The following is a 24,798-nucleotide window of genomic DNA, read 5'->3' as shown; positions in this document are numbered from 1 at the left end:
GAAGGGGAAATCGGCGGTAGCAAGGAACTTCACAATCTTTCCGTTTTCACATTGCCCTATTTGCAAATGGGGCTGAGCGCGTTTTACACACGAATCGCTTTACGCGCTATGTATTTCCCAAGCATTAGCCAGCTCAAAGGGTATCATCTTTTTGGATTTGGTTTGCAGCATAGCTTTGGGCACTTCTTCGTCGACAAGCTTCCGGCCCCGCTCAAGGGTTTGGACGTGAGCCTTTTCTTCGGATATAACTCCGCCTATGTCGGTTATACGCCCGAAGACTGGGAAGGACAATTGGACCTGAATTTTGGTTCGACCCACACGGCATTCATTATCGGTTACAAGCCGATTCCATTTGTTGAAGTCATGCTCTCGCTCGGCTACCAGACCGTTTCGATGAAAGCCAGCGGCAATATGATCGAATATGACGGCAATCACGCTACAGGCAACACCGTAAAGCCCGACGTCAATATGGACGGCAACGGCGGATTCCGTCTCGGTTTTGAAGTGGCACTCTCGCTCGGCGCCTTCCACCCGACAATCGGCATCAACGCCGGCGCAAATACTTCTTTGAACGCGAATGTTCTTTACTTCAAACAGACCTTGTTTGAACTGGAAAGCACTCCGTCTAAGGATGACCCGGTTGATCACGTTGTCCACGAATCCGAAGAAAGCTCGAAGTAATTTCGAGGGGGCAAGCCTTGCTCGATTCCATTCAAAAGAGGCTTGAAGAGCTCCCATCGCGGCCCGGCGTTTACTTGATGAAGGACGCCGCGGGAAAAATCATTTATGTGGGAAAGGCAAAAGTCCTCGCTCACCGCGTCCGTAGTTATTTTGACGGAAGGCCAAAGGCCGGACATCGAGCGGCGATGCTCATGCTCCCTTACATTCGTGACATCGAATGGATTGTAACCGATACCGAACAGGAAGCTTTTATTCTAGAAGCGAACCTGATTCGAAAGCACAAGCCCCACTATAATGTCCGCTTAAAAGACGACAAGCATTATCCGTACATCGCGATTGATTTCAAGGATCCGTTCCCCCGGCTTTTTCTTTCGCGGCATGCGAGCCATCGCTATCGTTGCTACGGCCCATTTCCTAGTTCCAAAGCGTTTCGCTCCCTGGTGGATATTTCCGCAAGGCTTTTCCAAATGCGGGAATGCAAGCTTGTTTTTCCACTCCCCAAGCCTCAGCGTCCTTGCTTGAATTTTCACATTGGACGTTGCATGGCGCCGTGTGCAAACCTTTGCACGCAAGAAGAATATGCAAAAAGCGTTACTGAAATGGTGCAGATCTTGGAAGGGAAGCGCGACGATCTGCTAACTCAATGGACGCGCGAAATGCAAGAAGCGAGCGCCAATTTGGACTTTGAAAGTGCCGCGAAAAAGCGCGACGCCATCGAAGCATTGCAGGCGACGAGCACGAATCAAAAGGCTGACACGACGGATACGACTTTAAAGCTCGATGTGATCGCTGTGCGCCGCAACGGAAACCTCGCCACCGCCGTCATCTTTGAATACCGCAAAGGCGTTATTTCGGGCCGTAGACATTATCAGCTCGAATGTGACCAGGAACAGGACGAATCCGAAATTCTTTGTGAAACGCTTCTCAAATGGTACGAAGGCGAAGAACTGATTCCGAACGAAATCGCCATCAGCAACCCGATTCCCGAAGAAGATCGTTTGCAAATCGAAGAAGATCTCGCCGAACTGACAACGCACAAGGTAAGCCTGAGCGTACCGCAGCGTGGCGAACGCGTGCAATTCATGAAACTCGCCTTGGCAAATGCGGAAATGCTCCTTGTAGAAGCGCAGTCCGAAGTCAAGCACTTTGACGAAGTCGATCAGAGCGTTTACGATTTACAACGGGAATTGGGGCTTGCCAAGACGCCATTCCGCATTGAATGCGTGGATATTTCGCACTTGGCAGGAACGCATACCGTGGCGAGCCTTGTCGCCTTTAAGAATGGCCGCCCCGATAAAAAGAACTATCGCAAGTTCATCATCAAAAGCGTTTCCGGCATCGATGACTTTGCGAGCATGCGCGAAGTCATGACGCGTCGCCTGCGACGCCTAGAAGCCGAAGGCGTTCCGATGCCGGATCTCTGGGTCTGTGACGGTGGCAAGGGACAGGTCGATGCGACGATGCAGATTCTGAGGGAGCTCGGCCACGATAGAGATTTACCGCTCATCGGCCTTGCGAAACGTTTGGAAGAAATCGTCTTCCCCGACGACAGAAAGTCCATTGTGCTGCACCGTACGAGCGCCGCGTTGAAACTTTTGCAAAACGCCCGTGATGAAGCCCACCGCTTTGCGATTACGTATCAGCGGAGCAAGCGCAAAGAAGATTTGCGCGTCGCCTGGCTTGACCTTCCTGGAATCGGCGACGAAACCCGCATCAAGATTCTTTCCAAATACCGCAGCCGTGAAGATTTTTTAAAGGCCCCGGTCGGAGACATTCAAGATCTCTTCGGAAAAAAACGCGGTCTGACGATCCGTGAAAAAGTGGAAAAGTACGATTCCAAAGCGGAGATGTTTTGATTCGTAAAATCATCCACATCGACATGGACTGCTTTTTTGCAGCGGTCGAAATGCGAAGCGATCCCTCGCTCCGTGACGTTCCGATGGCAGTCGGCGGCACGGTCGAAGAACGCGGTGTACTTTCCACGTGCAACTATCCCGCGCGTAAGTTCGGATTGCATTCGGCGATGTCCACCTTCAAAGCGTTCAAGCTTTGTCCGGAACTCAAACTGGTGCATCCGCATTTTGAAATATACAAGGCGGAGTCCGACGAGATCTTCAAAATCTTTCACCGCTACACGAACCGCATCGAAGGGCTCAGCCTCGATGAAGCTTTTTTAGACGTCACCGGCAGCGACACGCAAAACGGTTCCGCATCGCTCATCGCACAAGAAATCCGAGAGACCATCTTCAAGGAACGTGACGGCATCACGGCAAGCGCAGGCATTGCACCGAACAAGTTCCTTGCCAAAGTCGCAAGCGATTGGAACAAGCCCAACGGACAGTTCACCATTACGCCGAACAAAGTCGAAGTCTTCACACGGGAACTTCCTCTGAATAAAATTCCGGGCGTCGGGAAAGCGAGCAGCCAAAAACTCGCCTCGCTTGGACTTCACCTTTGCAAAGACGTTCTTCCGCTCCCCAAAGAAGCTCTCTTTAGACACTTCGGAAGCTTCGGCGAAACGCTCTATGAACTCGTCCGCGGCATCGACAATCGTCCCGTCGTCACGAACCGCGTCCGCAAATCCATTTCAACGGAAAACACTTTTCCCAAAGACATTCAAGGCGTGGAAGATTGCGAACAGGAACTCCGCACGATTTACTTTGAGTTTTTAAGGCGCGCCCACCGCTATGTGGAAAAGCAAAATCAAAAAAACTTCCCTGCGTTCCACTGCTTTGTCAAAATCAAATACGCGAATTTCAAGTCCACGACAATCGAACGTTGCTTTAAGGACGTCTCCTGGAAAAGATTTTCCGAGCTTTTCCGCGAACGTTACGATTCGAGCCAAAAGGTGCGCCTCCTCGGAGCGGGCATTCGACTAGATGAGCCGGAGACGGGAGAATCTCAAGTCGATTTATTTGGGTGAACTTTGTGCAGGCATCCATGATGCGTGATTCATTTACTCCAAGGAACAGGTCCATTCTGAGTCCATTGTCCATGGCTAATGGTTGATTGTACATTGTATATTGTTAATTATCTTATAGAAAGGGGTAAAAATGTTCCGTCTAGTTGTTTTTCTTTTTTGTTTGAGCTTTTGGGTTTCCTGCGCTTCTCAGCCTCAGGTTCAGCCTCAAAAATTGGATGTAGAAGCGGAGCTGCGAAAGGATTCGCAAGAGTTTTCTGCACGGAATCCAGAATCGATCCAGCCAGTCATTAAATCCAAGTCGATATCCAAGCCTTCTGTCATGGTCCTTCCTGCGGGAACCAAGAACCTGACCGAAAGCATGAACCTTTTGAATAACGATTCCTATGCGAATGCGGCATCGAACGCCATCAACGGTTACCTGACCGAAAAACAGTTCAACGTGAAAGCCTTGGAAGGTTCTACGCAGATCAACGACGTGGTGACTTTGCAAAATGAAATCGCCGGGCAGGAAGAAGATCTTTCCTACATTGCGAGTCTTTCCTTTGGCGCAGACGTTTACATCAAATTTTCCGTTGATATCCGCCATAGTCAAATTCTTGCAAACTTGAGCGCCTACGAATCGACTTCGGGACGTATGCTCGGCACACAGACTTCGACCGTCAATGACAACGGCACACGCAAAGAAGAACTGATCGCAAGTGCCATGCACAAAGCCTTGCCGGGCCTTCTGCGCAAAGTCCAAGCCTATTGGGATGCAGATTCCCAATTCGGAACTCCGTACAAGCTAATTCTCTATTTCAACGGGGACTTCAGCAATTTGGACGTTGCCCATTCCCGCGTTTCGACTCTTCTCAAACAGCAGTTTGTGAAAATTCAAACCAATGCGATGACCGACAAAACTTCGGAATATACGATTTACGTGAATTCGCAGGACTGCGGCGATTCCTATGAAGTATACAACGCTCTGCGTGCGGCTCTCGGTTCAAGCTTTGAAGTAAAAAAGCGGAGCCTTATCCAAAGACTTTTAATTGTGGAATTGTACTGATGATTCGCGCTCTCGGCATTTTTCTGCTTTGCGCCTTCGCCTTTGGCGAAGCGCGTATGGTGATGTACACGGCTACATCGACCGTTTCGCAAAAAGATGCCGATGAACAGGCGATGGCAGGGCTTGCTACGCAGATTCGCGCCCATGTTTCAGCAGCGCATTCGACGCAAAAATCCGAAGTCAAAAATTCGAAATCATCCAAGCTCAACGGCCAATATTCCGAATCGATCCACGTTCAAACCGAGCTTTCCTTGGACGGAATCGAACTGGAGCATCAACAGCTCGCCAAAGAAAAATGGCAAACGACCGCCTCGTTCAATACCGACAAAGCGGCATCCCTACTCCGCAAAAAAATGCGCGAAGCGAATGCCAAGGCACACACACTCGATTCTCTCATCCATGCGGCGCTGGCCCGTCACCAGTATGACATCGCTATCGACGCCTTTGGCGAAATGGCTCCGTTACAGCTTTTGCATCAAAGAGCGGTCGCAGACCTCGCCATCTTTGAGCCGTTAACCAAAGCAGACGTTTTCAGCATGGATCTTTTTGCATTACAGGCTCAAATTTCTGAAGCCCTGGCACACCTGAAAATTTCTCCCGTCGATTCTGTTCCAAGCCACGTTCAAAACAATACGCTCGGACCTTTCACCTTCCGCGTTCAAGGCGAAGGCGGAACTCTTAACAGCATGACCGTTGTAGCGGAACAAGGGAAAAAGATCATAGCCGAAACCAAAACGGATTCCAACGGTCTCGCCCATTTTATCCTGCGAAACATCAACACATTCCAAGGTTCTCACGAAGTCATTTTTCGCATTCGACTGCCCCACTTTGGCAAACGCAAGTCTCAAACGGAATACAAAGTCACCTACACATCTGACGAGCCAAGCTGTTCTTACTCTTTAGACTGCATGGGTGATGGCGCAGCCTGCATCGCCATAGAAAATTTCCTTTCTCGTGTCGGCTTTGAAGAAAGCAAGAAGGGCAAAAAGCTCCTCGTCAAAATCAAGACACTGGACACACAGGTTTTTGACGGTGGACCCAAGAAAATTTACACGGTACAGCTCTCGGTATCCATCCGCGGCGAAGGAATCCATTTCGATCAGCAGCTAAAAGGCTCCGGATCTTCCGAACACTCTGCCAAATCGAACGCGATTTATAAAATTTCATCTCAAAAGATTCCACAAGCCCTAAAACCGCTTTGCAAATGATGAAATTCAAAATCGTTCTATTCTGCTTCTTGGCATTCGCCCTTCCGCTATTTGCCTTTTCCCAAGCAGAATCCTCTATCGATGACCGCGCCAAATTCCTTTCGGAGCAGGAACGTTCTTCGTTTACCGCCTACGTCGATGAGCTTTACGAAAAAACGCATTTTTCCCTGTACCTGTACACGGCAAGTTCCGAAGTTCGCGATCCAAAGCCGATAGCGGATTCCCTTTTGAATGCAGGTCTTGAAAACGATTCCCTGCGCGCCGTGATCTTTGTCGACGGGACTTCGCATTACCGCTATCTTTCGATTTCTCCTGCAGCGCAGAAGTTTATTTCGAATGCGGTGGCGGAACGTCTCGCGCAAAAATATCTGCTGCCGGAATTTCGCAAGGACCGTTACGGTCAAGGTATTATCGTTTTTGGAGCAGAACTTGCAAAAAACGTCGCCCGTTTGCACGACGTCCGTTTGCAATCTAGCTTACCGCGCCCGACAAAAGATGGACTCCCGGGCATCGCCTGGTTCTTGATTCTTGCGGTCGTCGTGACGGTCATCATCGCCTTTACGTATTTTGCCCGTCAAAGTCGTCGTGCAGCACGTCGGGAACAGATTCGGGAATTCGGCGGATTCCCTCACCCAAAATTTGACTCTGGATTCGGAGGTTAACATGAAAAAGATTTTGACCCTGCAAGACCTGACCCAATCCTCTTGGGGAGAACGTTTTCAAGACACCTTCGGAGCCAATCTCCAAGCTGCATTTTTACACGGCAACTGCCTATACGAAGGATTTGACGCCATTCACGAATCTTGGCAGGTAAGCCTCATTTTGAAGAGCGACAAGCCGAGCGAACTACAGAATTCGCACAAGCTCGCCCGCGAAATGGCAAAAGACAACCTCAAGTTCGGCTACTTCTTTACCGAAGAATTTTTGCAGACGAAACAAAACGATTACCCGCTTGAATTTTTGCACATTTCCCAAAAGAACGCTCCGCTTTTCGGAAACGCTCCGCTCGCTGGATTCACCCCGAACGCAGACGCTCTTCGCGCCGAATGCAAGCATGAACTGGTCAATCGCAAGCTGCACCTGCTCCGCGAATTTTCTCGCATCCAGGCGGGAATTACCCCGATGGACTTCTTCATTGAATTCTACGAAGAGCTGCTTCCGATTTTGCACGGCATCGCTTATTTACAAAGTTCAGTCTATCCGCAGAATCGCGTCGAAATCTACCAAAAGTTCCCCGCTTTTGAAGTGCAGGAACCGCCGCTCGATTACAAGCAGAACGTGGAACGCGCCGACCAGTTCTTCGCCGCGCTCGATCAGCTGATTCAAAGCCTTTAATGTTGCAGTTGAAGCATCGCTTTTGCGATGTAACGCGGCAAGTCCGAAGCGAGAACCCCATAGTCGGAAAGTTTCTTTGCGGCGAGTTCCCCGGCGATGCCATGGATTTTTGCACCGAAGACAGCGGCGTCAAACGGCTCTACCTTTTGCGCCAAAAGCCCTGCGATAATGCCCGTGAGGCAGTCGCCCGAGCCAGCCTTCGCCAGTGCCGAGCAACCCGTGTCATTGATGCGGAATTCATTCCCATTTGCGACGACCGTGCGATGTCCCTTTAAGAGCACAACCGTGCCGAACCTTTTCGAAGCGTCCCGTGCCGCGTCAATGCGGTTCTTTTGAATTTCTTCGACACTGACATTCAGCAGTCTAGAAAGTTCTTTGGGATGAGGCGTCATCACGCAGCGTTCCGAAAGTTTCGGTTTGTCATCGAACGTGGCAAATATATTCAAGCCGTCCGCATCCAAAACCAGCGAAGCCTTTTGTTTCATCAAGCCGTCTAACAACGCATGGACAACAAACGGCAAATCATGCGGGTCATCTTCGATTGCCGAAATTCCACAGCCCAAGGAACAAACCGTTCCCGGCTTAAACCGATTTAGAATCACTTGGACCGCATCTTTAGCCATCGTAGAGCCGCACTGCGGAAGCGGCAAATAGACCGCATCCGGGAGTTGGGATGCCACCGATTCGATCACCGGTGGAATTGCCGCTAACGTCACATAGCCTGCACCCACACGAAGCGCAGAAACCGAGGAAAGATAGGCCGCTCCCCGGTAATTCAAAGAACCAGCCATGTTCAATACATTGCCAAATGTGAACTTATTCGAATCACTCGGGCGAGAAGGCAGTTGCATGTTACTTTTCCAGCATTGCGCGGAATCTTTCGAGATCCGCAGGCGTTGTGATTTTATCGTTCAAGGTGTCGCCCGGAACGATGTGAACCGGAACTCCGAAATGTTCCAGAATCGAAGCTTCATCGGTCGGCAAAAAGGCCAGCGGTTCCGCTTCGATTTTCGCATACAGTTCACGGAAGAGCTCGACAGACGCTGCCTGCGGCGTCTGGGCAAGGTAAATCTTTTCTCGCGGAATCGTGCATTCCACTTTACCGTCTTTTACGACTTTGACCGTATCGACAGAAGGACGTGCAACAAGGCAAGCGCCTTTCTGTTCGAGCGTTTCCATTACCTGCAAAATCAATTCCTGCGAAAGCAATGGACGCGCCACATCATGCACGAGAGCAAATTTCACATTCGAAGACAGCGCCGCAATGCCGTTCTGCACCGACTGCCAACGTTCCTTTCCGCCGCCCACAATTTGAATCTTATCGGCGAACGGAGAAACTTTTAAGTCTTCTTCAAAATGCGATTTCCAATCTGCCGGAACAGCCAGGACCACTTCTGCAATCTGGGGCATTTGGGCAAAAGTTTCGAGCGAATAACGGTAAACAGGCTTGCCTCCCAAATCGATCAATTGCTTGGGAAGGCTTGAACCCATGCGTTTTCCGAGCCCTCCCGCCGGAAGAACCGCGGCAAATTTTGCTGAAGTCATATTCACCCTATTGCACATCCTGGACGCAACGGACGGAATAGCCCGCCGTCTTAAAGTTGTAATAGCGATAGCTTTCGGGAGAATCGTAGCTGATGCTGCGATAGAAAGCCGTTGTTTCATCCCGTTCCGAAGCCGTCCAATAATAAGCGTGGAAACCGCGGTACATGTAAGAGCCTTCGTAAACGATGCCCGCTGGAATCGCGTGGAAGTTTTTTGCATCCGTTCCGTTGCCGGAAGTTTCTTCATCGTTTTCCCAGCCTTCACGGGACTTGAGCTGCGCACCGTCGTTTTCACCGAGAGCCGCCTTCATCGAATCCCAATCGGCATCGGTCGGGAGTCTCCAACCTTTGGGGCAAATCTTTTTCGCGGTTGCAAAGTCGTAAAGGCGACCATACTTGCGGCAGTTCGAGCTCTTCTTTTCGTAGCAAGAAGACCCCGTAAGAGTCCAGATGTTCAAATTCTGATTCGTCCAACGGAGCTTGCCGATAACGAGCGTTCCAATGCCGTCAAGGCAAGACTTAAAGTTTGCAGAAATAAAGACCGAGTCTGCGGGCATGGTAAAGCTTGCCGAATCCGCAGAAAGCATTTTCAAAGCCTTAGCGTATTTAGAAGGAGAAACGCTCATGCCGTTAAAGCAAAGGTTTTCATCAGCCGCTTTCCAGCCGAGCAAAACTTTTTGACCCGCCTTGTATTCCCCAGCGCCCGAAGCATCCTGAGTCTTCAACGGAAACACGGATCGTTTCGAAGAAGAACTTTCGAAAGAGGAACTGCTGGATTCCGGAAGGCTCAACCGCAAAGAAGAGCTGGACTCTTCCGAACTTGAACTTTCTACCGATGAACTCGACACGGGTATTTTCTTTGGAAAAATTTCCTTGGATTCCCGAGAAGAACAGGCGAATACAAATAAAACAATCAAAATCAGCAATTTATTTCGCATTCCTCTAACTCCTTTATATCAGAAAAATAATAATTTCAAACTATGGCTACGCAGCGTGTCGGTTTCATCCTAGGTTCAGGTCGCATGGGACGGCTTCATCAGAAGCGGCTAGAAGCCTTCGGAGTCAAAACCAACATGTTTGACGGTGCTGAAGCCTGCCGCGCTTTTTTGCGAGATCATCAAAAATACACCACTGAACCGAATACTTCTTACTTTGTTGTGATTGCGACGCCTGCGTCTAGTCATTATGAATATGTGAAATCAGCGCTCCTGTTCGGATTTTCGGTTTTTGCGGAAAAGCCCCTGGCGACTTCCCTTGCCGATGCCGAAGAGCTCATTCAGCTCGCCAAAGAACAGCAAAAGCTTTTATTCGTCGGGCACAGCGAATGTTACAGCAACGCCTTTCAAAAGACATTGCCCTTCCTTGCCGATATGGCTAAGCACGACGAGCTCGAATCCTTAAGCTTTGTGCGGTACAATCTGACGTCGGATCGGGGACGTGACGTTTCCATGGTCTGGGATATAGGCATCCACGATTATGCGCTTTTTTACGAGTTAAAGAAGAGCATTCCGCAAACGAACTGGAGAAAGGTCCGCGTGACTTTTGACGAAAATCGCGATGCGGGATATTCCATGCGGATGATATACGCGAACTTCCGCGGTCCAGAAGGCAAAAAGCCTTTTTGGCGCCTGGACTTGAATCCGACGCACTACGCGACGCTCAAAACGCACAAGAATTCCATTCATATTCCGACAGACAATTCTACCGATGCGATTTCAAACGAGCAGCGCGAATTTTTGCACCTGCTCAATCTGCCCTTAGCGGACCGCCAAAGGAAAATGTTGCAAAATTTGGAAATGGCGAGATTCGCCGTTCAGACCGCCGAACTTTATTCGACGAGCCCGAACAGTCCAAAGTAAAACGACAAGAACTTGTCACCGAAACGGTAAACAATCGGGGCAGCCACGGCGAGGAACGGCCCAAATGGGATTTCCTTGCTCTCTTCCTTTTTAATCATGCGGTAAGGCACCATAATCAAAATGCCTAGGAAAGACGCAAGCACAAGGGAGGCAAACGCATGACCGACGCCCATTAAAGCGCCAAAGCCCGCGACAAGCTTGACATCGCCAAGGCCCATTGCGTCCCGTTTCAGGATCTTACTTGCCAAATAGCCAATCAAATAAAGTCCACCGCCCGCAAAAAGAGCTCCGAGCAGACTTTCTAACGGCGTAATTCCTCCTGGGAAGAACGAAAGCGCAAGGCCTACCCCAATTCCGCCAATGCTGATTGAATCCGGGATCAGTTTGAATTCAAAATCAACCGCTGCAACCGGATAAATGCCGAGCAACAGCCAAAAAAGGGCAAAGGAATCCGCCCAATGCGTCACGGGTCCCGTCCAAGAGGACGGAAAGTTCGCCAAAAACAACGCAAACACGCCTAAAAGTCCGCAAAGCGCTTCGCCTATCGGGTAACGGATACTGATCGGTTTGTGGCAACAAGCGCTCTTTCCGCGCAAAAGAAGCCAGCCGACGACCGGGAGGTTATACCAAATCGGAATACGCTTTTTGCAATGCGGGCAAAAAGACGGAGGATTCACGAGGGAAATCCCGCGAGGCATGCGGTAGACAATGACATTGTAGAAGCTTCCCACACATGCGCCGAGCATGGCGAAAAGAATAGCGACATACCAAAGAGGAATTTCTTGCATACATTAAAGATAGTTTTGAAATTATAGATTTTGAATCTACTTTTAGAATATAAATAGACCCTACGGTATTGTATGAAAAAATATTTCTTATGCGTCGCCCTATTGTTTATGCTTTTGGCAAACTGTTCCCGCGAAGACGACATTCGAGTCAACGGGACTTTGCGCAACAACCATTCGGTGCTTTTCGCATTCACCGAGCGTCCTGATAGCTTGGACGCCTTTGTGGATTCCATTGCGGCTCTGGATTCCGTGCTCACCTATGACACCTTGACGGTGACCGTACACGATTCGATCTACTTGGTGGGATTCCTCAAGTACAATGCGAAGAAGGTCGTTCGCTACGCTTGGAAGATGGGCGACGTAGATTCCCTGTTTGACGGAAAGAACGAAGAGCTTTTCGTTTACAGCTACGATTCCGCTGCGGTCTATTCGCCACTCTTTATTGCAGTGGACGGAGCAAACGCCCGCGATACGGCGGGGCGCGGTCAGTACATTCGCGTGATCGATACGCCACCGAAAATTTCTGTGGAAGCGGATACGCTTTGGACCCGTGGAGAACAAGATGCCCAGGTTTCGTTCTTCGCTTCGGATTCCTTTGGAAGAATCGACAGCGCCTTCATGATTCCGCTTTCCTCCAAGAAAAAGCCTATCGACACTCTCACGGCAAAATCCGGTGAAATCGATAGCCTTTACACCGCTACCGTCAAATACAAAGCGGTCAAGGAACATTTGAATTCCAACAATGAAATCCTTTATGTTTACGGGGCAGTCGATGAAGACGGCAACGTTTCGAAAGATACAGCGGTATTGCACTTTAACAAGATTCCGACGATCGCCCTTTTGCAGCCGGATTCCGCCAGCCGTCAGAACATTTACGTTTCCCGTTTTGCCTTCTACTATTCCGGAGCCGACGAAGATAACCCGGTGGATTTGCGTTACATGATCCGCGTCGGCAAAAGCCCGGACAATGCAGGAACCGCTCCGGTTCTCACCGATGCAAACCTCGTGGCGACGAACATCCTTGAAAAGAGCTGGGAAGCAATTACCGATTCCGTTTGGAACATGGACGAATCCCTGCGCGGTCGTCTTTACTGGCAGGTTTCTGTTACCGATGGATACGATACGGTTACTTCCCCGACGTGGAACTTCTTCTTTGGCGACTTGAGCGCCACCACAGGAACGATTCACGGCTATGCCAAGTTTGAAGGTCGCAAGGCACATAACGGCATTCAGGTCGTGATGGAAAACATGGAGAACAAGAACTACACCTTTACCCATACAAGTGAAAAGGGTTACTTCAGCGCTGCCGTCGATCCGGGCATGTACCGAGTTTACGCACGTGATACGACGGGCTTTGGATACAAGTACATGATTCTCGACAGCCAGTATGTGGAAATGGGAGACGAAAGACTTGTAGCCACGATGCTTCTCGAAGACTCGATTGCTCCAAAGATCCGCATCGACAAATACGATTCGGTTGTGACGAGCCGCAGCGTGACCTTTGCCGGTTCGCTTTCGGATTCCGGTTCGCAGATCGCAAGCGCAAAGGCTTGGCTCGACAGTTCTGAAATCAGACTTTCCGTTCTCAAAGTCAACGAATGGGATATGATCTTTAAGGACTTGACCGATGGCCGTCACCAGTTCAAGTTTGTCGTCCTCGATAGTGCAAAGAACGTTTCCGATACAGCCAAGTTCGACTTCCGCGTCAAAGCGTCTTCGCTGAACCTGACCGTCAACGGCAAGGCCACTTCGATGGTCGCGACAGACGGTTCTTTGGAATTTATTGCAAAAGCAGGCAATGTTCGCCCGATTCCGGATTCCATCCATTGGAGTACCTCTATCGGCGACAAGAGCTTCTCGATCAAGCCTTCGAAAGTGGGCAGCGATAGCTCCGCAAAAATGACTCTGACCGCAAGCGAACTCTCTGCAAACGGTGCCGAACCAGGTGTTCTTTACACGATGACCGCCTCTGCCGCAGACGGAGCCGTTACCGACAAAGTCCGTTTCGGCATTCTGAGCGATGATGCGGTCATTTACTTCTTGACTCCAGGCGCCGATACATCGGTTACGATGAACGACCCGCTAAGCTTTAGCGTGGAACACTTCCTCAGCGCTACGGCTACATCGGAAACCATTACCTGGACCTGTCCAACGACTCTCTCCGACAGTTACGAATGCCCAGCCACCAATGCGGAAACCGGCACCCTCGCTTGGAAAACGACCGGAACCAAGACGATTTACGTTACCTTGGAAGATTCCGACGGCAAGATCGCCAAGGACTCCATTTCGATTAACATCATTTCCGACGCTCCGACTGTATCGATTAAAACAATCATCGACACGGTCCGTCAAAAGATCAACGCGTCGCTTTCTTACAACGTAACCGCTTCCGATAAATATGGAACCGTGAACGCTGTGGAATGGGGATGCGGTACAGACGCTTCAAAGATTACCTTCGGTTCTGCGGCAAGTATTTCCGCCGCCAAGAGCGTCCATACAAGCTTTGACGTGACGCTTCCGAGTTCGGAGACAAACGCTTACAAGTGCATCGTCCGTGCTACGGATGACGACGGCGAATACGGCTACGATACGCTGTACTTTAGAGCGGTCAAGGATGCGCCTGCCATTACGCTGTTCACGACTTCGGCAGAAGTGAAGATCAACGCAAAGGTACGTTTGGCAGGTTCTGCAGTCGATACCCTCGGTACGATCCAAGCTTACGACATGTACTGCGGTAAGAGCCTAAAGAGCCCGAATTGGACATCCATTTCGAAGGCGGACACGACGATTACCATGCCGAGCAGTGCATGCACGTGGTACTGTATGATGCGCGTGACCGACGATGACAACTTGACCGCAACGGATACTGCGGTTTATACAGTTCTTCTTGACCTTCCGACAGTTACCGCGAGTGAAGACACAATGACGGTCAGCATCAAGGATACTCTCGGTCTTGACGCGATTGCAAACGACAAGCTCGGTCAAATTGTACTGTACCAGTGGAGCTGCGGCAACAAGGGCGTGGCAGGCAACAGCTGGGTCACTTCGACTTCGACACCGCGTTACTCCGCTATTATGCCGACAGTCGCGACGAACGATTACCTCTGCATCATCCGCGTCACCGATGACGACGGCAATACAGTCCAAGACACGACAAAGATTACAGTTCTTTTGGACGCCCCAACAATTAAAGTTGCCACCGAATCGATTACGACCCGTGTCAGTTACCCGATCGAAATCAACGCAACCGCAATCGACAAAATGGGCTACATCGCGAAGCGCGAATGGAGCTGCGGCGGGCCTTCGGAAATCAGCAGCAATTGGAAAACCGTTTCCTCTTACGACACCACATGGACAGGACCTTCGACTCCTTATGCAACCTATTACTGCGTCGCCCGCGCCACAGACGATGACGGCAATCAGGTTCAGGATACAACAACAATTACCTTCACCACGGATATCCCGGTGATCACCGTGGATCAGGACCTCGTTTATATTCTCGCCGGAACAAATACCGATTTGACCGCCCGCGTGAACAGTGCATGGCAAGGCATCAAACGTTACACCTGGACCTGCGGCACCAAGGGTTCTTCTGCCCTTTCCGACACGGTTTCCAAGAATCACGTTTGGTGGGGCAAATCGGATGACTTCTACTTCTGGGACGACAACGATGACAACGGGGTCAAGGACAGCGTCATCGCCAAGCTTTCCAAGGCAAACACCGAATTCCTCTGCATCGTCTGGGCGCAGGAATCCGGTTCGAACTTTGTCGCGACCGACACGACGACCATCCGCACCATGACAACCCTCCCTAAGGGCGTCATCAGCATGCCGGATACGGTTTACCTCTGGAGCACCGATTCTTCCGTTCTTTCGAACAAATCCATTTACTGGTACACGCCAGAAGCTAACGGCAGCTCTTCAACGCTCGGCACCTTGGGCGATGAAGACGCACAGCAATTCTGGTGGAACTTCTCGAACGTGAGCGATAAATACTGGTACCAGGGAAATCAGGACGGAACCTTGGATACGAACATCGCCGAATTCAACGCGGCGTTCATCCGTCAGTCCGCTGAAGGCTCCCTCACCGTCAAGCTGAGCTACTTCGATTCTTCCAAGACGGACATGGACCAGAACTTTGTCGACCGCCATGAAGCGGAAATCGTTTCCAAGGACGTGTACTTTAAAAAGGCCTGGCACAATATTTCTGGTGGCACAAGCGATACGATCCTTGAAACCTCGACGGACGCAAACGGTCCTGCAATCGCTTACTGCAACGACCGTCTGAACATCGCCTATGTACAGCAAAACGGTAAACTCGCCACCAAGTACCGCAACGGTTCCAAGTGGACGTCTTTCGGAAGTCCGAGCATTTCCGGCATTTCAAACCAGACGCTTTACATGGAATGCGACGGCAACGATAACCTGTACCTCTCTTACATCAGCACAACAGATGGCAAAGGCCATGTTTACAAGTCGACCGGTGCTTCGGGCACTTGGACAGAACTCGGCAGCGGACTCGGTACCGATTTGACAGTCCTGAAGCTCAAAATCAATCCGAAGACGAACAATCCTTCCGTCGTCTGGATTGGAACGGTTAACTCTACAACACAACTCGCCCGCGTGCAGGATTACTCCGGTTCCGCTTGGGGCAATGCCTTTAGCCCAATTTACAACACCTACCAGCAGAACCGCGAAATCGATATGGCGTTCGACAACAGCGGAAACCGCCTCGTGATTGCAAGTGAATACAGTTCCTCGAACTACAAGATCCATTACTACTACATCCCGAGCGGCGCTACAGCGACGACGAACAATAACAACAACCTCATCAACATCAATGGCGAATCCATCCAGGTGTTCTATGCGAACGGTTACTTCTACGTCGGATTCCGGAGCCGCGACGACGACGGCCTGCCTCGCCTCGCCCGCGCCAAGGCAAGCAGTTCCCTCGCCACGACCTACGAAGGATTCACCACGACCGGTGCGGAATTCGAAGCGTTCGGTCACCGCAGCTACAACGTATTCTTTACCGTTGACGGCAACAACAATCCAATTCTCGCAATCGATGACGCCTACTACGCCAGGAACTCTCATGTACACGTGTACCGTTTCGCAGACGGAGCCTGGAGCGAACTCGGCGAAAACGAATTGCCGTACTTCAAGAACGTTTACGCAGCACAGCATGGTTACTATGTCCGCGGATTCCGTCCGCAGCTCGCCGTATCGCCAAGCGGTCAAATCTATATTTCAATGCGTTCGCAGGAAGCCGCTTCGAGCGCAGGTTCGACTCTTCCGGCAACAAAGAACGGTCCGATCGTGATGGAATACCTGGGAGACAACTGGTAATGAAAATCGAGATTGCAGCTATCTGTGATGCGGCCACCGACCAAAGCGGAAAGCTCAACATGCTCGGCGTGTTTGACTATATCGAAGCGGAACTTCCGATTGTGATTCCGCACTGCTCCATCGTTTTCCGCATCCGCTACACGCGTTCCGAAGCGACTTCGCACGATTTGAAAGTTACGATTCAAAACCAGTTCGACGATTCGAAACTCATTCCGCCGATCCTCACCTCGGTGAACTTTTTACCCGTTCCCAAAAACATGGATTCTGCGGCAGTCAACTTGATTTTGAACATCAACCGAATGCACGTGACGAAAGACGGAAAGTACCTGATGCGCCTTCGCATTGACGAGGTACTGCTCGAAACGGCCCTTCCGATTTACATCACCGATTTGACGCCCAAAGAACCGAACCCTCTCGCGAGCTAAATCTTTTCAAATTTCGATTTCAACAAAAAAAGACCTGCTGAAAACAGCAGGTCTTTTTTGAACCTTTTGAGTTAAACGAGCGGCGCCACGGCGATCGTCGCAGCAAACGGATTCTCAAGCGGCAGCTGGATATCCGCCAGAATCGCCCCATTGACCTCATCGGTCAAAACGTTCGTCGAAAGAACGCCTCCCAGGAACGATCCGCCAACACATTTGAACACAGCTTCCTTACGACACCAGATGCGGTAAAACTGTCTTAAAGACTCATCCGGAGCAAGGTTACTGCGAAACAAAAGGTCCGTTTCCTCCTTGGCAAAGAACCGCTCTGCAATCCGCAGGGCACGCGGGCGAAGCTTTTCGATATCTACGCCCACCTTTGCCGTGAATGAATACGCCAAGACGCAGATATCCTTACTGTGCGTCCAGTTTGCATCGAAACCGCAAGCCGGGAATTCAGGGCGACCATCCGGAGTACGTCTCATATCGACTCGCGAAAGTTCCATCCCGGAAGCTGTCGATAGAATGGAGAGAATCGTATCTAAATGGTTCTTTACCGGTAACACACACCAATGTACCGTTCCGTATGCGGTATTCAATTCATATTGCGTAATCATCACTTTCTAATATAATTTCACCTTTCAAAAATGGATTTGCTATTTTGGAAATATGCAGTTCCGCTTCCCTACATTATTTTTTGGAATATTCCTACTTGTCACAGCCTGTAGCGACATCAACAGCGGCTGGACAGTCGATGGCGGCGGCTACATGAAGCTAACGATCAACGGCGACGAAGATCTTGACCTAGCAATTGACCCGGACGATGGCGATGTCATACTGCGTTCGAACAAGCACTACGTCACCTTCCTTGGCAAGAACCGCGCCGGAGATGCCCTGCAAATCATGGTCAATAAGCCCGAACTCGGAGATAACGCTCCTGTTACGTCATCCGGGTACACATATCTTGTCCTCGGCAACAGTTACCCCGCCCACATCATCGACATCGATTCTAGCTACATCAAATTCGACCAGAAGGATTCCATCCTTTGGAGTGCCGATGTGCACCTGATCTTTAACCACTGCTACGGCGACGAATGCGACAACGACCGCGTCATCATCACCGGCAGAATGCGCTACTGGGTCGATCCCGACGACCGCTAAACCAGCGTTTTTCTAATTCCTTGCATTACTGGCTTGGAATGCAGAGCCTAGCGTGGCCACGGGAGTGGATGCAAGGTAGGCGAACCGTCCGTGCCACGGAAAAACCTCCACTTCAATGGAAAAAACACTCATTACCCCTTGACACGCCCCAAAAATCTTTTTACTATTGGGCTACCCTACGGTCGATTAGCTCAGTTGGTTAGAGCGCTACCTTGACATGGTAGAGGTCACAGATTCGAGTTCTGTATCGACCACGCAAACTCCGCTTCAAAGCGGAGTTTTTCTTTTTAAGCCAAATTTTCAAATCCATCATTCCAAGCAAAGCTCCTTTTTACCTAATCCTTTAAAACAAAAAGATCCCGGCCTTTTGACCGGAATCTTTTGAATTCCAAACCTGGATTACTTTGCAGCAGCGGAGTCTGCAAGTACAGCAGCGGTATCGTCGCTGAGCACCACCGTCGTATCAGCCGGAGCAGCCTGAGCTGCGACAGCCGCAGCAGGAGCAGGAGCGACCGCAGCGGTCTTTTCCGTCGTCGGCACGACCTTCAACTTCGGTTCGCCGAAGAATTGAAGCTTGGCGAGCATGAACATCATCACATAGACGAGGATCAAGCCGGCAATACCGAGAATGATACCGGACTTAGCCATGCCGTTCGTATCCACAAAACCCGTCGCGTGAGCAAGAGCGTTAGGCGGTGTAGAAATCGGCATACTCATACCAAGAGAGCTTGCAAAAGCCACGGCCACGAGCAAGGCGGTCACGCCACCGAGCGGAGCAAGGTTGTCTGCGCAGTTCACACCCACCACGATCAGAATCGGGACAAGGAGAGCTGCCGTAGCAGAATGGCTCATGAAGTTTGCCATGAAAAGGCAGATGATGCCGCAGCCCACGAGGAGCGGGAATGCAGGCCAGGTGTCGAACGGGATAGCGCCGATCAAGTGAGCGGCAAGACCCGTCTTCTGCAGGCCAACGCCAAGAGCGAAGCCACCGGCCACAAGCCAGAGAACGTCCCAGCTCATCGAGTTCAAATCCTTCTTCGTAATCACACCCGTGAGGGCAAAGACGGCGATAGGAATCATTGCAATCGCATAGTCGTTCACACCGTGAACGCCCTTACCGACGAGCCACAAAACAACGCACAAAGCAAAGGTCAAGTACACAACAATCGCGCGCGGGCTCTTATCAAATCCATCTGCGCCATCGATCTTCAAATCCATGGTCTTCGCAGAAATCGGGTAGATCTTCATGATCAAGAACCAAGCGATGAGCATCATCACGATCACATACGGAACACCAAAAGCCATCCACTGGCCAAAGGAAACGCTATAGCCAGCTTCGTTCAAAGCACCGAGAGCGATGGTGTTCGGAGGCGTACCAATCGGAGTACCCATACCACCGATGTTTGCACCGACCGGAATCGCAAGTGCAAACGCAGCCCTACCCTTGTCCTTTTCGTCAAAAAGCTTGAGCACTGGAGCAAGAATGGCAAGCATCATCGCAGCGGTAGCGGTATTGCTCATGAACATGGAGAACACAGCGGTAATCATCATGAGACCAAGAAGCACGAACTTCGGATTCCTACCGAACGGTCTCAAAAGCACACGGGCAAGGTTCAAGTCCAACTTATACTTCGTAGCCGCAGCAGCGAGGAAGAATCCGCCGAGGAAGAGCATAATGGTCTGATCCGACCAGGTGTTCATCAAAACCTTGTAGCTGATCGGTTCCACGCCTTCGACGCGGAACGGCAAGAACGAGGAGTTCGACAAGGTGAGAATCATCAACACAATCACAAGCGTAGACGTAGTCCAGATCGGAAACGGTTGAAGGATCCAGTAAAGTGCCGCCATCACGAAGATAGCGATCACGCGGATTTCAATGGGATTGAGGGTGTTTGGACCATCAATTCCGAGGGCTTCGTATGGGACGAAGAGCGCTGCAATTGCGAGAACTGTAGCGATAATGAGTTTGATGAGTTTTGCCTTAGTCATAATCCATCCAGGTTGGAAATAGAGCGACCAGCTCTATCGAACGACGGGCGCAAATCTAGTTTTTTTAGAAAGTTGTGTAAAGCTACAGAATGGTACCGATTCGATCCAAGCGGATCAGCGGCATACCCGCCTCACGGGCATCCGACAGCGGAATCGAGAAATCCACTTCCCAATCGTTCAGTTCTTCGTCATCCTGCAAAACCTGCTGAATTTTCAAATTTTCAGCGGTCCACGCAGCTACCGTATGTTTCATCGAACGGCCTTCCACGTCCAAACGGAAGTTTCCATGTTCCGCATGGTATTCGAGCGAAAGCTCTTCCAAGCGCTTTTCCGTCCAAGGAACCCCTTCGGCATCGGCCAGAAGCACTCCTTCGGGCAAATCTTCCGCAAGAAGATCTAAAGCTTCGCCAAATTGGCGTTTTTGAAGGAAAGAGAGGAACGAGAAGATGCGGGAACGCGTACTCGCCACAAATTTTTTTCTGTCAAGGGTAACGTCGTTTGCAGCCTCGTCCGCATGGAAAGCCTTTTCCGGAGCCAGATCTTCCGCGACGAATTCCGGATTTTTGAGTTTTTCCCATTCTTCGAGCAAACTCGAGTCCGTTCTGCGGATCATTTCATCTAGATAGTCCTGGATTTCCAAAAGTTCGTTGTTTTTGAGCGTATCCGGTACGGTCTGCGTCAAAACCTTATATACATAGTTGATATGACGCAAAAGCAGGGCTTCGGTACGAGTCAAGCCGTATTTTTTCACATAGCCGCTGAAAGTATCGAAATTTTCGATCATTTCGCGCACGATCGATTTCGGTTCCACATTCAGATCGCCGACCCAAGGGTGTTCATCCGCAAATTCGTTGAAAGTCGTATAGATGAATTCGCGGAGCGGCTTCGGGTATTCCACCTTGTCGAGCTCTTCCTGGAGCTTGTTGTATTCCGCATGTTCCGCCTTGAGCTCCGCGTACCGGGCATCCCGAGCCTTGCGAAGTTGTACCCGTAGAATCGGATCCGGATTTTCGACGATCGATTCCACAAGGGAAATCACGTCCAAAGCGTATTCCGGACTTTCCACATCGAGCTTCGGCAGCGTATCGAGCAGATACAGCGAAAGCGGTTCGTTCATCGCAAAATCGTTCTGCAGGTCGAGATTCACCCGTACATGCGCCATTCCCGGCTGCGGATTCTTCACAAATTCCACCACGTCCTTTTCGACGAGAGAACGGAACAGCTGGAAAGCGCGCCCCTTCAATTCTTTTTTGCGACGCGCGCTTTCGTGAGAATCGTCGATAAGCTTTCGCATGGCGCTGCAACCGTCCGTTTGGCGGGAAAGCACATTGATGAGCATCCCATGCGAAACTTCAAAACGCGACAGCAAAGGTTCGGGCGGTGACGCGATCAAACGCTGATACGTACTTTCGTCCCAGGGAACGTAACCGTGTTCCGGCGGTTTCCGTTTCACGAACTTTTTCCCGGTCTGTGCAGACTTCGCCGCAAGCTTCGCATTTTCAATCACATGTTCCGGAGCCTGTGCCACGACAAAACCAATGTCGTCAAAGCCTTTACGGCCTGCACGTCCTGCTACCTGGTGAAAATCTCTCGCCGCAAGAATCGCGGTCTTATCGCCGCTGTACTTGCAGAGCTGTGTAAAGAGTACCGTGCGAATCGGAACGTTCACGCCGACGCCGAGCGTATCCGTGCCGCAGATGACTTTCAAAAGTCCCTTCTGCGAAAGCTTTTCCACAAGGATGCGGTACTTGGGCAAAAGTCCTGCGTGATGCAGGCCGATGCCGACTTTCAAAAAGCGTTTGAATTCCGGACCGTACGGGCTCGAAAAACGGAAATGCGCAATTTCCTTGGCAATCGCCGCTTTTTCTTCCTTGGAGCAAAGATTTAAACTGGTAAAGTTCTGCGCGTTTTCTGCGGCAGAAGCCTGTGTAAAATGCACCACGTAAACAGGCGCCTTGCCTTCGTTTACAAGTCCCTGCACCGTCGAAGAAAGTTCCGTCATCGAATATTTAAAATCGAGAGGCACCGGGCGCGTCTTGCTCGAAACGGTCACGCATTCCTTGCCGTTCAAATTCGAAAGGACCTGTTCAAAAAAATCCGTGCGTCCCATCGTCGCCGACATCAGCAAAAAGCGCGTCTGTGGAAGGGTCAGCAGAGGAACCTGCCAAGCAACGCCGCGTTCCCTGTCGGAATAATAATGGAACTCGTCCATCACGACGTCTTGAATATTCAATTCAGCCCCTTCGCCGAGCGCACGGTTTTCCAAAATTTCCGCAGTGCAGCAAAGGATCGGAGCCTCCATATTCACTGTCGCATCGCCCGTCGAAAGGCCCACATTTTCCGGGCCGAATTCTTTACAAAGCGCCATCCATTTTTCATTCACAAGCGCCTTGATGGGACACGTGTAAACGGAACGGCGTCCGAGCGAAAGACTCATAAAATGCATCGCCAAAGCGACCATCGACTTTCCACTTCCCGTCGGCGTATTCAGAATCACATTCTTATCGTCGAAGAGTTCGAGAATCGCATTCTCTTGCGCCTCGTATAAATCGACGCCGCGTTCTTCGGTCCAAGTGAGAAAACGTCCGAGCAAATCTTCGGAAGAAAGATTTTCGCCCTTTTGCGGAAGATAATATTGGAGAGTCTTTGCCATCGCTTTGCAAATTAAAAAAAAGAAAGGTCGCAACTGATGCGGCCTTCCAAACGTTACAGTAAATCAAGCTTTTCGGCGAATCGAAAAAAATCCTTTCTTAGAAGCGGCGAGGACGCCCTTCGCGCGGACGAGCTTCATTGACGCGGAGCGGACGACCGTTCACTTCCTTGCCATTCAGCTGTTCGACTGCGTTCAGAGCCACACCGTCGTCTTCGATTTCAACGAAACCGAAGCCCTTGCTGCGACCCGTATCGCGGTCCATGATGATCTTTGCGCTCTTGATTTCGCCGAACTCTTCGAACAGCTTGCCGAGGTCAGCGTCACGGAATGCAAAGGGGAGATTACCAACATAAATGCTTTTCATAATGAATCCAGGCTGTTAAATAAGCCTAACAGAATAATAGCTCAATTTGAGTCTGGAGAAAAGAATCTTTTTGGAAACAAATGACAAATTTCACAGCGATTCTTGCCCTGAGGAAGCCCTTCGAAACGGTTTCCCGGATCCGGACAGGGTTCCGTGGAGCCGTCCGGCAGTATCCAAAGTTCCCTGTCGAAAAAAGGGCAGCATTCTAGCCGAGGAGCCTCTGTCGCCGGGTAGAGGAACGTTCCTTCAAGCTTGACTGGCAAGCTTTCCACGGCGGAGCGGTCGAAGTAATCCTCCGGCAGAAGTTCTTCGCGTTCCTTCAAAGCCTGTGAGTGTGAAAGGAAAACGGCCCGGTTGAGCTTGATGCGGTCAAACCCGAGTTCCGCGGCGAGTTCCACAGCCCGTTCGACGTCGCCACGGTTCGTTTTGCAGACCGCCATCTGCAGGGAAAGTTTGGAGAGTCCATCCGCAAAATTTTCCGCAAGCCTTTGACGTTCTTCCGCCAAGGTTTTAAGGTTCTGCAGGTACGTGCTCAAGTGCATGCCCGGGCAAAGGACGTCCCAGTTTTTTTTCGAAGTTCCCCAACAGCTCACTTTGATGTCGGCAGAAATCGGGAGCAGTTCCCGCGCCCACGCCAAGGCTCCCTTCCCAGGAAAAGAGCCGTTCGTCGTCACGTTCAGCTTGAGTCCCAGCTCCTGTACCAGACTTTCCAATTTTCCAAAATGCGAATAAAGTAACGGCTCGCCCATCGTACTCGGAATGACTTCGCAAATACCGCGAGCGGCGTAAGTGCGCACCGCTTTTTCTGCCACTTCCCAAGGCATTTCTCCCTTGCCGTACGAACGACCCCGCTGATGTAAAAAGCACAGGGCGCAGTGCAAATTGCACACGTCCGGATTCGTCAGCAGGGTGATGCGCCAAAAGCCGTCCAAGTCTAAATCCTTTTTCCGTCTCCGTGAATTCTACAAAAAAGGCTCCCGCCGTGGGGAGCCTTTTGCAAGAGAGTTGTAAATTCGACGATTAATAAGCACCCAGAATGGTCAACTCAATCGAAACATCCGTTCCCGCTGTCATCGGAGAATGCGGAAGGACCACAAAAAAGCCTTCACCCGTTGCCGCGTTGAACTTGGAAGTAATCACCACATAAGACGTCACAAGTTCAAAGTCGCTTGCCGAAATCGTGAGAGCATTCAAGTCATAGCGGAAGTCGCTCACGTGGCACGGATCATTGAAGGAGACGTAGTCAAAGCCGCTGCGGGTTTCTTCTGCGATCATCGAAGCGTCCACCACGTTACCTTCTTCAATCGCGGCATTCGTGTAAAGGACAGCGGCACGTGCTTCACGTGCAATGTAAAGGTCGATGTCAGCCGCATTTGCCACGAGATCCGTGCTCAAATACGTCGTCTTGGAATCCAGATCCACCGCATTCGCTTCGGTCACGACCGTCGAAAGGGTCACATTCCAAGCGGTGAGTTGC

At 50.7% G+C, this 24,798-nt stretch carries 21 protein-coding genes and 1 tRNA gene; 12 read left to right on the top strand and 10 right to left on the bottom strand.

Annotation, left to right across the window (positions count from 1 at the left end):
* The 7 genes from MR847_RS09775 to MR847_RS09745 form a co-directional block, all read left to right on the top strand.
* The coding region (locus tag MR847_RS09775; RefSeq protein ID WP_287723643.1) for a DUF6588 family protein at positions 1 to 681 on the top strand (681 nt) is incomplete at its 5' end.
* 17 nt (positions 682 to 698) lie between these two features.
* On the top strand, positions 699 to 2,537 hold the full coding sequence (gene uvrC / locus MR847_RS09770; RefSeq protein WP_287723642.1) for an excinuclease ABC subunit UvrC: 1,839 nt from the start codon (positions 699 to 701) through the stop codon (positions 2,535 to 2,537).
* Positions 2,534 to 3,604, top strand: coding sequence for a DNA polymerase IV (gene dinB, locus MR847_RS09765; RefSeq protein WP_287723641.1), 1,071 nt, complete (start codon positions 2,534 to 2,536; stop codon positions 3,602 to 3,604). The genes uvrC and dinB overlap by 4 nt, the downstream gene beginning before the upstream one ends.
* Before the next feature lie 130 nt (positions 3,605 to 3,734).
* On the top strand, positions 3,735 to 4,649 hold the full coding sequence (locus MR847_RS09760) for a DUF6175 family protein (RefSeq protein WP_287723640.1): 915 nt from the start codon (positions 3,735 to 3,737) through the stop codon (positions 4,647 to 4,649).
* A complete protein-coding gene (locus MR847_RS09755) occupies positions 4,649 to 5,857 on the top strand; it encodes a hypothetical protein (protein WP_287723639.1) in 1,209 nt (402 codons plus the stop codon). The genes MR847_RS09760 and MR847_RS09755 overlap by 1 nt, the downstream gene beginning before the upstream one ends.
* Positions 5,854 to 6,519 carry a TPM domain-containing protein gene (locus MR847_RS09750; RefSeq protein ID WP_100424890.1) on the top strand — a complete coding sequence of 222 codons (666 nt, stop codon included), beginning with the start codon at positions 5,854 to 5,856 and terminating at the stop codon, positions 6,517 to 6,519. The genes MR847_RS09755 and MR847_RS09750 overlap by 4 nt, the downstream gene beginning before the upstream one ends.
* A gap of 1 nt (position 6,520) precedes the next feature.
* The gene (locus MR847_RS09745) at positions 6,521 to 7,192 is read left to right on the top strand and encodes a hypothetical protein (RefSeq protein ID WP_287723638.1); all 672 of its coding nucleotides are present in this window, start codon (positions 6,521 to 6,523) and stop codon (positions 7,190 to 7,192) included.
* On the opposite strand, the gene MR847_RS09740 is transcribed toward MR847_RS09745, so the two are convergent.
* The 3 genes from MR847_RS09740 to MR847_RS09730 are packed head-to-tail and all read right to left on the bottom strand — an operon-like array spanning position 7,189 to position 9,674.
* The gene (locus MR847_RS09740) at positions 7,189 to 8,043 is read right to left on the bottom strand and encodes an NAD(P)H-hydrate dehydratase (protein ID WP_106520075.1); all 855 of its coding nucleotides are present in this window, start codon (positions 8,041 to 8,043) and stop codon (positions 7,189 to 7,191) included. The two genes, MR847_RS09745 and MR847_RS09740, sit on opposite strands and share 4 nt — an antisense overlap.
* Position 8,044: 1 nt before the next feature.
* A complete protein-coding gene (gene ispD / locus MR847_RS09735) occupies positions 8,045 to 8,737 on the bottom strand; it encodes a 2-C-methyl-D-erythritol 4-phosphate cytidylyltransferase (RefSeq protein ID WP_287723637.1) in 693 nt (230 codons plus the stop codon).
* Between the two features lie 7 nt (positions 8,738 to 8,744).
* Complete coding sequence (locus tag MR847_RS09730) at positions 8,745 to 9,674, bottom strand: FISUMP domain-containing protein (protein ID WP_287723636.1); 930 nt, start codon at positions 9,672 to 9,674, stop codon at positions 8,745 to 8,747.
* 42 nt (positions 9,675 to 9,716) lie between these two features.
* Here MR847_RS09730 and MR847_RS09725 point away from each other — a divergent pair, with 42 nt between their 5' ends.
* Positions 9,717 to 10,595 (top strand): Gfo/Idh/MocA family protein, encoded by an 879-nt coding sequence (locus MR847_RS09725; protein ID WP_287723635.1) that lies wholly within the window; start codon positions 9,717 to 9,719, stop codon positions 10,593 to 10,595.
* Here MR847_RS09725 and MR847_RS09720 read toward each other — a convergent pair.
* The gene (locus MR847_RS09720) at positions 10,565 to 11,383 is read right to left on the bottom strand and encodes a prepilin peptidase (protein ID WP_100424895.1); all 819 of its coding nucleotides are present in this window, start codon (positions 11,381 to 11,383) and stop codon (positions 10,565 to 10,567) included. The genes MR847_RS09725 and MR847_RS09720 overlap by 31 nt on opposite strands.
* A 72-nt stretch (positions 11,384 to 11,455) precedes the next feature.
* Between MR847_RS09720 and MR847_RS09715 the strand changes: the two genes are divergently transcribed.
* The gene (locus MR847_RS09715; protein ID WP_287723634.1) at positions 11,456 to 16,732 is read left to right on the top strand and encodes a hypothetical protein; all 5,277 of its coding nucleotides are present in this window, start codon (positions 11,456 to 11,458) and stop codon (positions 16,730 to 16,732) included.
* On the top strand, positions 16,732 to 17,157 hold the full coding sequence (locus MR847_RS09710) for a DUF6941 family protein (protein WP_106520069.1): 426 nt from the start codon (positions 16,732 to 16,734) through the stop codon (positions 17,155 to 17,157). The genes MR847_RS09715 and MR847_RS09710 overlap by 1 nt, the downstream gene beginning before the upstream one ends.
* A 71-nt stretch (positions 17,158 to 17,228) precedes the next feature.
* Here MR847_RS09710 and MR847_RS09705 read toward each other — a convergent pair whose 3' ends face one another.
* Positions 17,229 to 17,771, bottom strand: coding sequence for a 4'-phosphopantetheinyl transferase family protein (locus MR847_RS09705; protein WP_100424898.1), 543 nt, complete (start codon positions 17,769 to 17,771; stop codon positions 17,229 to 17,231).
* Positions 17,772 to 17,823: 52 nt separating this feature from the next.
* On the opposite strand from MR847_RS09705, the gene MR847_RS09700 reads away from it, so the two are divergent.
* Both MR847_RS09700 and MR847_RS09695 read left to right on the top strand, forming a co-directional pair.
* The gene (locus tag MR847_RS09700; protein WP_100424899.1) at positions 17,824 to 18,315 is read left to right on the top strand and encodes a hypothetical protein; all 492 of its coding nucleotides are present in this window, start codon (positions 17,824 to 17,826) and stop codon (positions 18,313 to 18,315) included.
* A 180-nt stretch (positions 18,316 to 18,495) separates the two neighbouring features.
* Positions 18,496 to 18,569 (top strand) — tRNA-Val (locus tag MR847_RS09695).
* Positions 18,570 to 18,714: 145 nt separating this feature from the next.
* Here the strand turns inward: MR847_RS09695 and MR847_RS09690 are convergent.
* From MR847_RS09690 to MR847_RS09670, 5 genes are all read right to left on the bottom strand, one after another.
* Complete coding sequence (locus MR847_RS09690) at positions 18,715 to 20,304, bottom strand: SLC13 family permease (protein ID WP_100424900.1); 1,590 nt, start codon at positions 20,302 to 20,304, stop codon at positions 18,715 to 18,717.
* Positions 20,305 to 20,386: 82 nt separating this feature from the next.
* Positions 20,387 to 22,957: a DEAD/DEAH box helicase gene (locus tag MR847_RS09685; protein ID WP_287723633.1), complete on the bottom strand. Its 2,571-nt coding sequence runs from the start codon at positions 22,955 to 22,957 to the stop codon at positions 20,387 to 20,389.
* A gap of 97 nt (positions 22,958 to 23,054) precedes the next feature.
* The gene (rbp, locus tag MR847_RS09680; protein WP_198514857.1) at positions 23,055 to 23,321 is read right to left on the bottom strand and encodes an RNA-binding regulator; all 267 of its coding nucleotides are present in this window, start codon (positions 23,319 to 23,321) and stop codon (positions 23,055 to 23,057) included.
* A gap of 41 nt (positions 23,322 to 23,362) precedes the next feature.
* Positions 23,363 to 24,253 (bottom strand): radical SAM protein, encoded by an 891-nt coding sequence (locus tag MR847_RS09675; protein WP_287723632.1) that lies wholly within the window; start codon positions 24,251 to 24,253, stop codon positions 23,363 to 23,365.
* Positions 24,254 to 24,341: 88 nt separating this feature from the next.
* A partial coding sequence (locus MR847_RS09670; protein ID WP_287723631.1) for a hypothetical protein occupies positions 24,342 to 24,798 on the bottom strand: 457 nt, incomplete at its 5' end.

The organism is Hallerella sp. (genome assembly GCF_022776125.1).
Taxonomy (GTDB): Bacteria; Fibrobacterota; Fibrobacteria; order Fibrobacterales; family Fibrobacteraceae; genus Hallerella; species Hallerella succinigenes.
The sequence above is the reverse complement of the archived record's forward strand: the minus strand, read 5'-3'. Positions and strand labels throughout refer to the sequence as shown.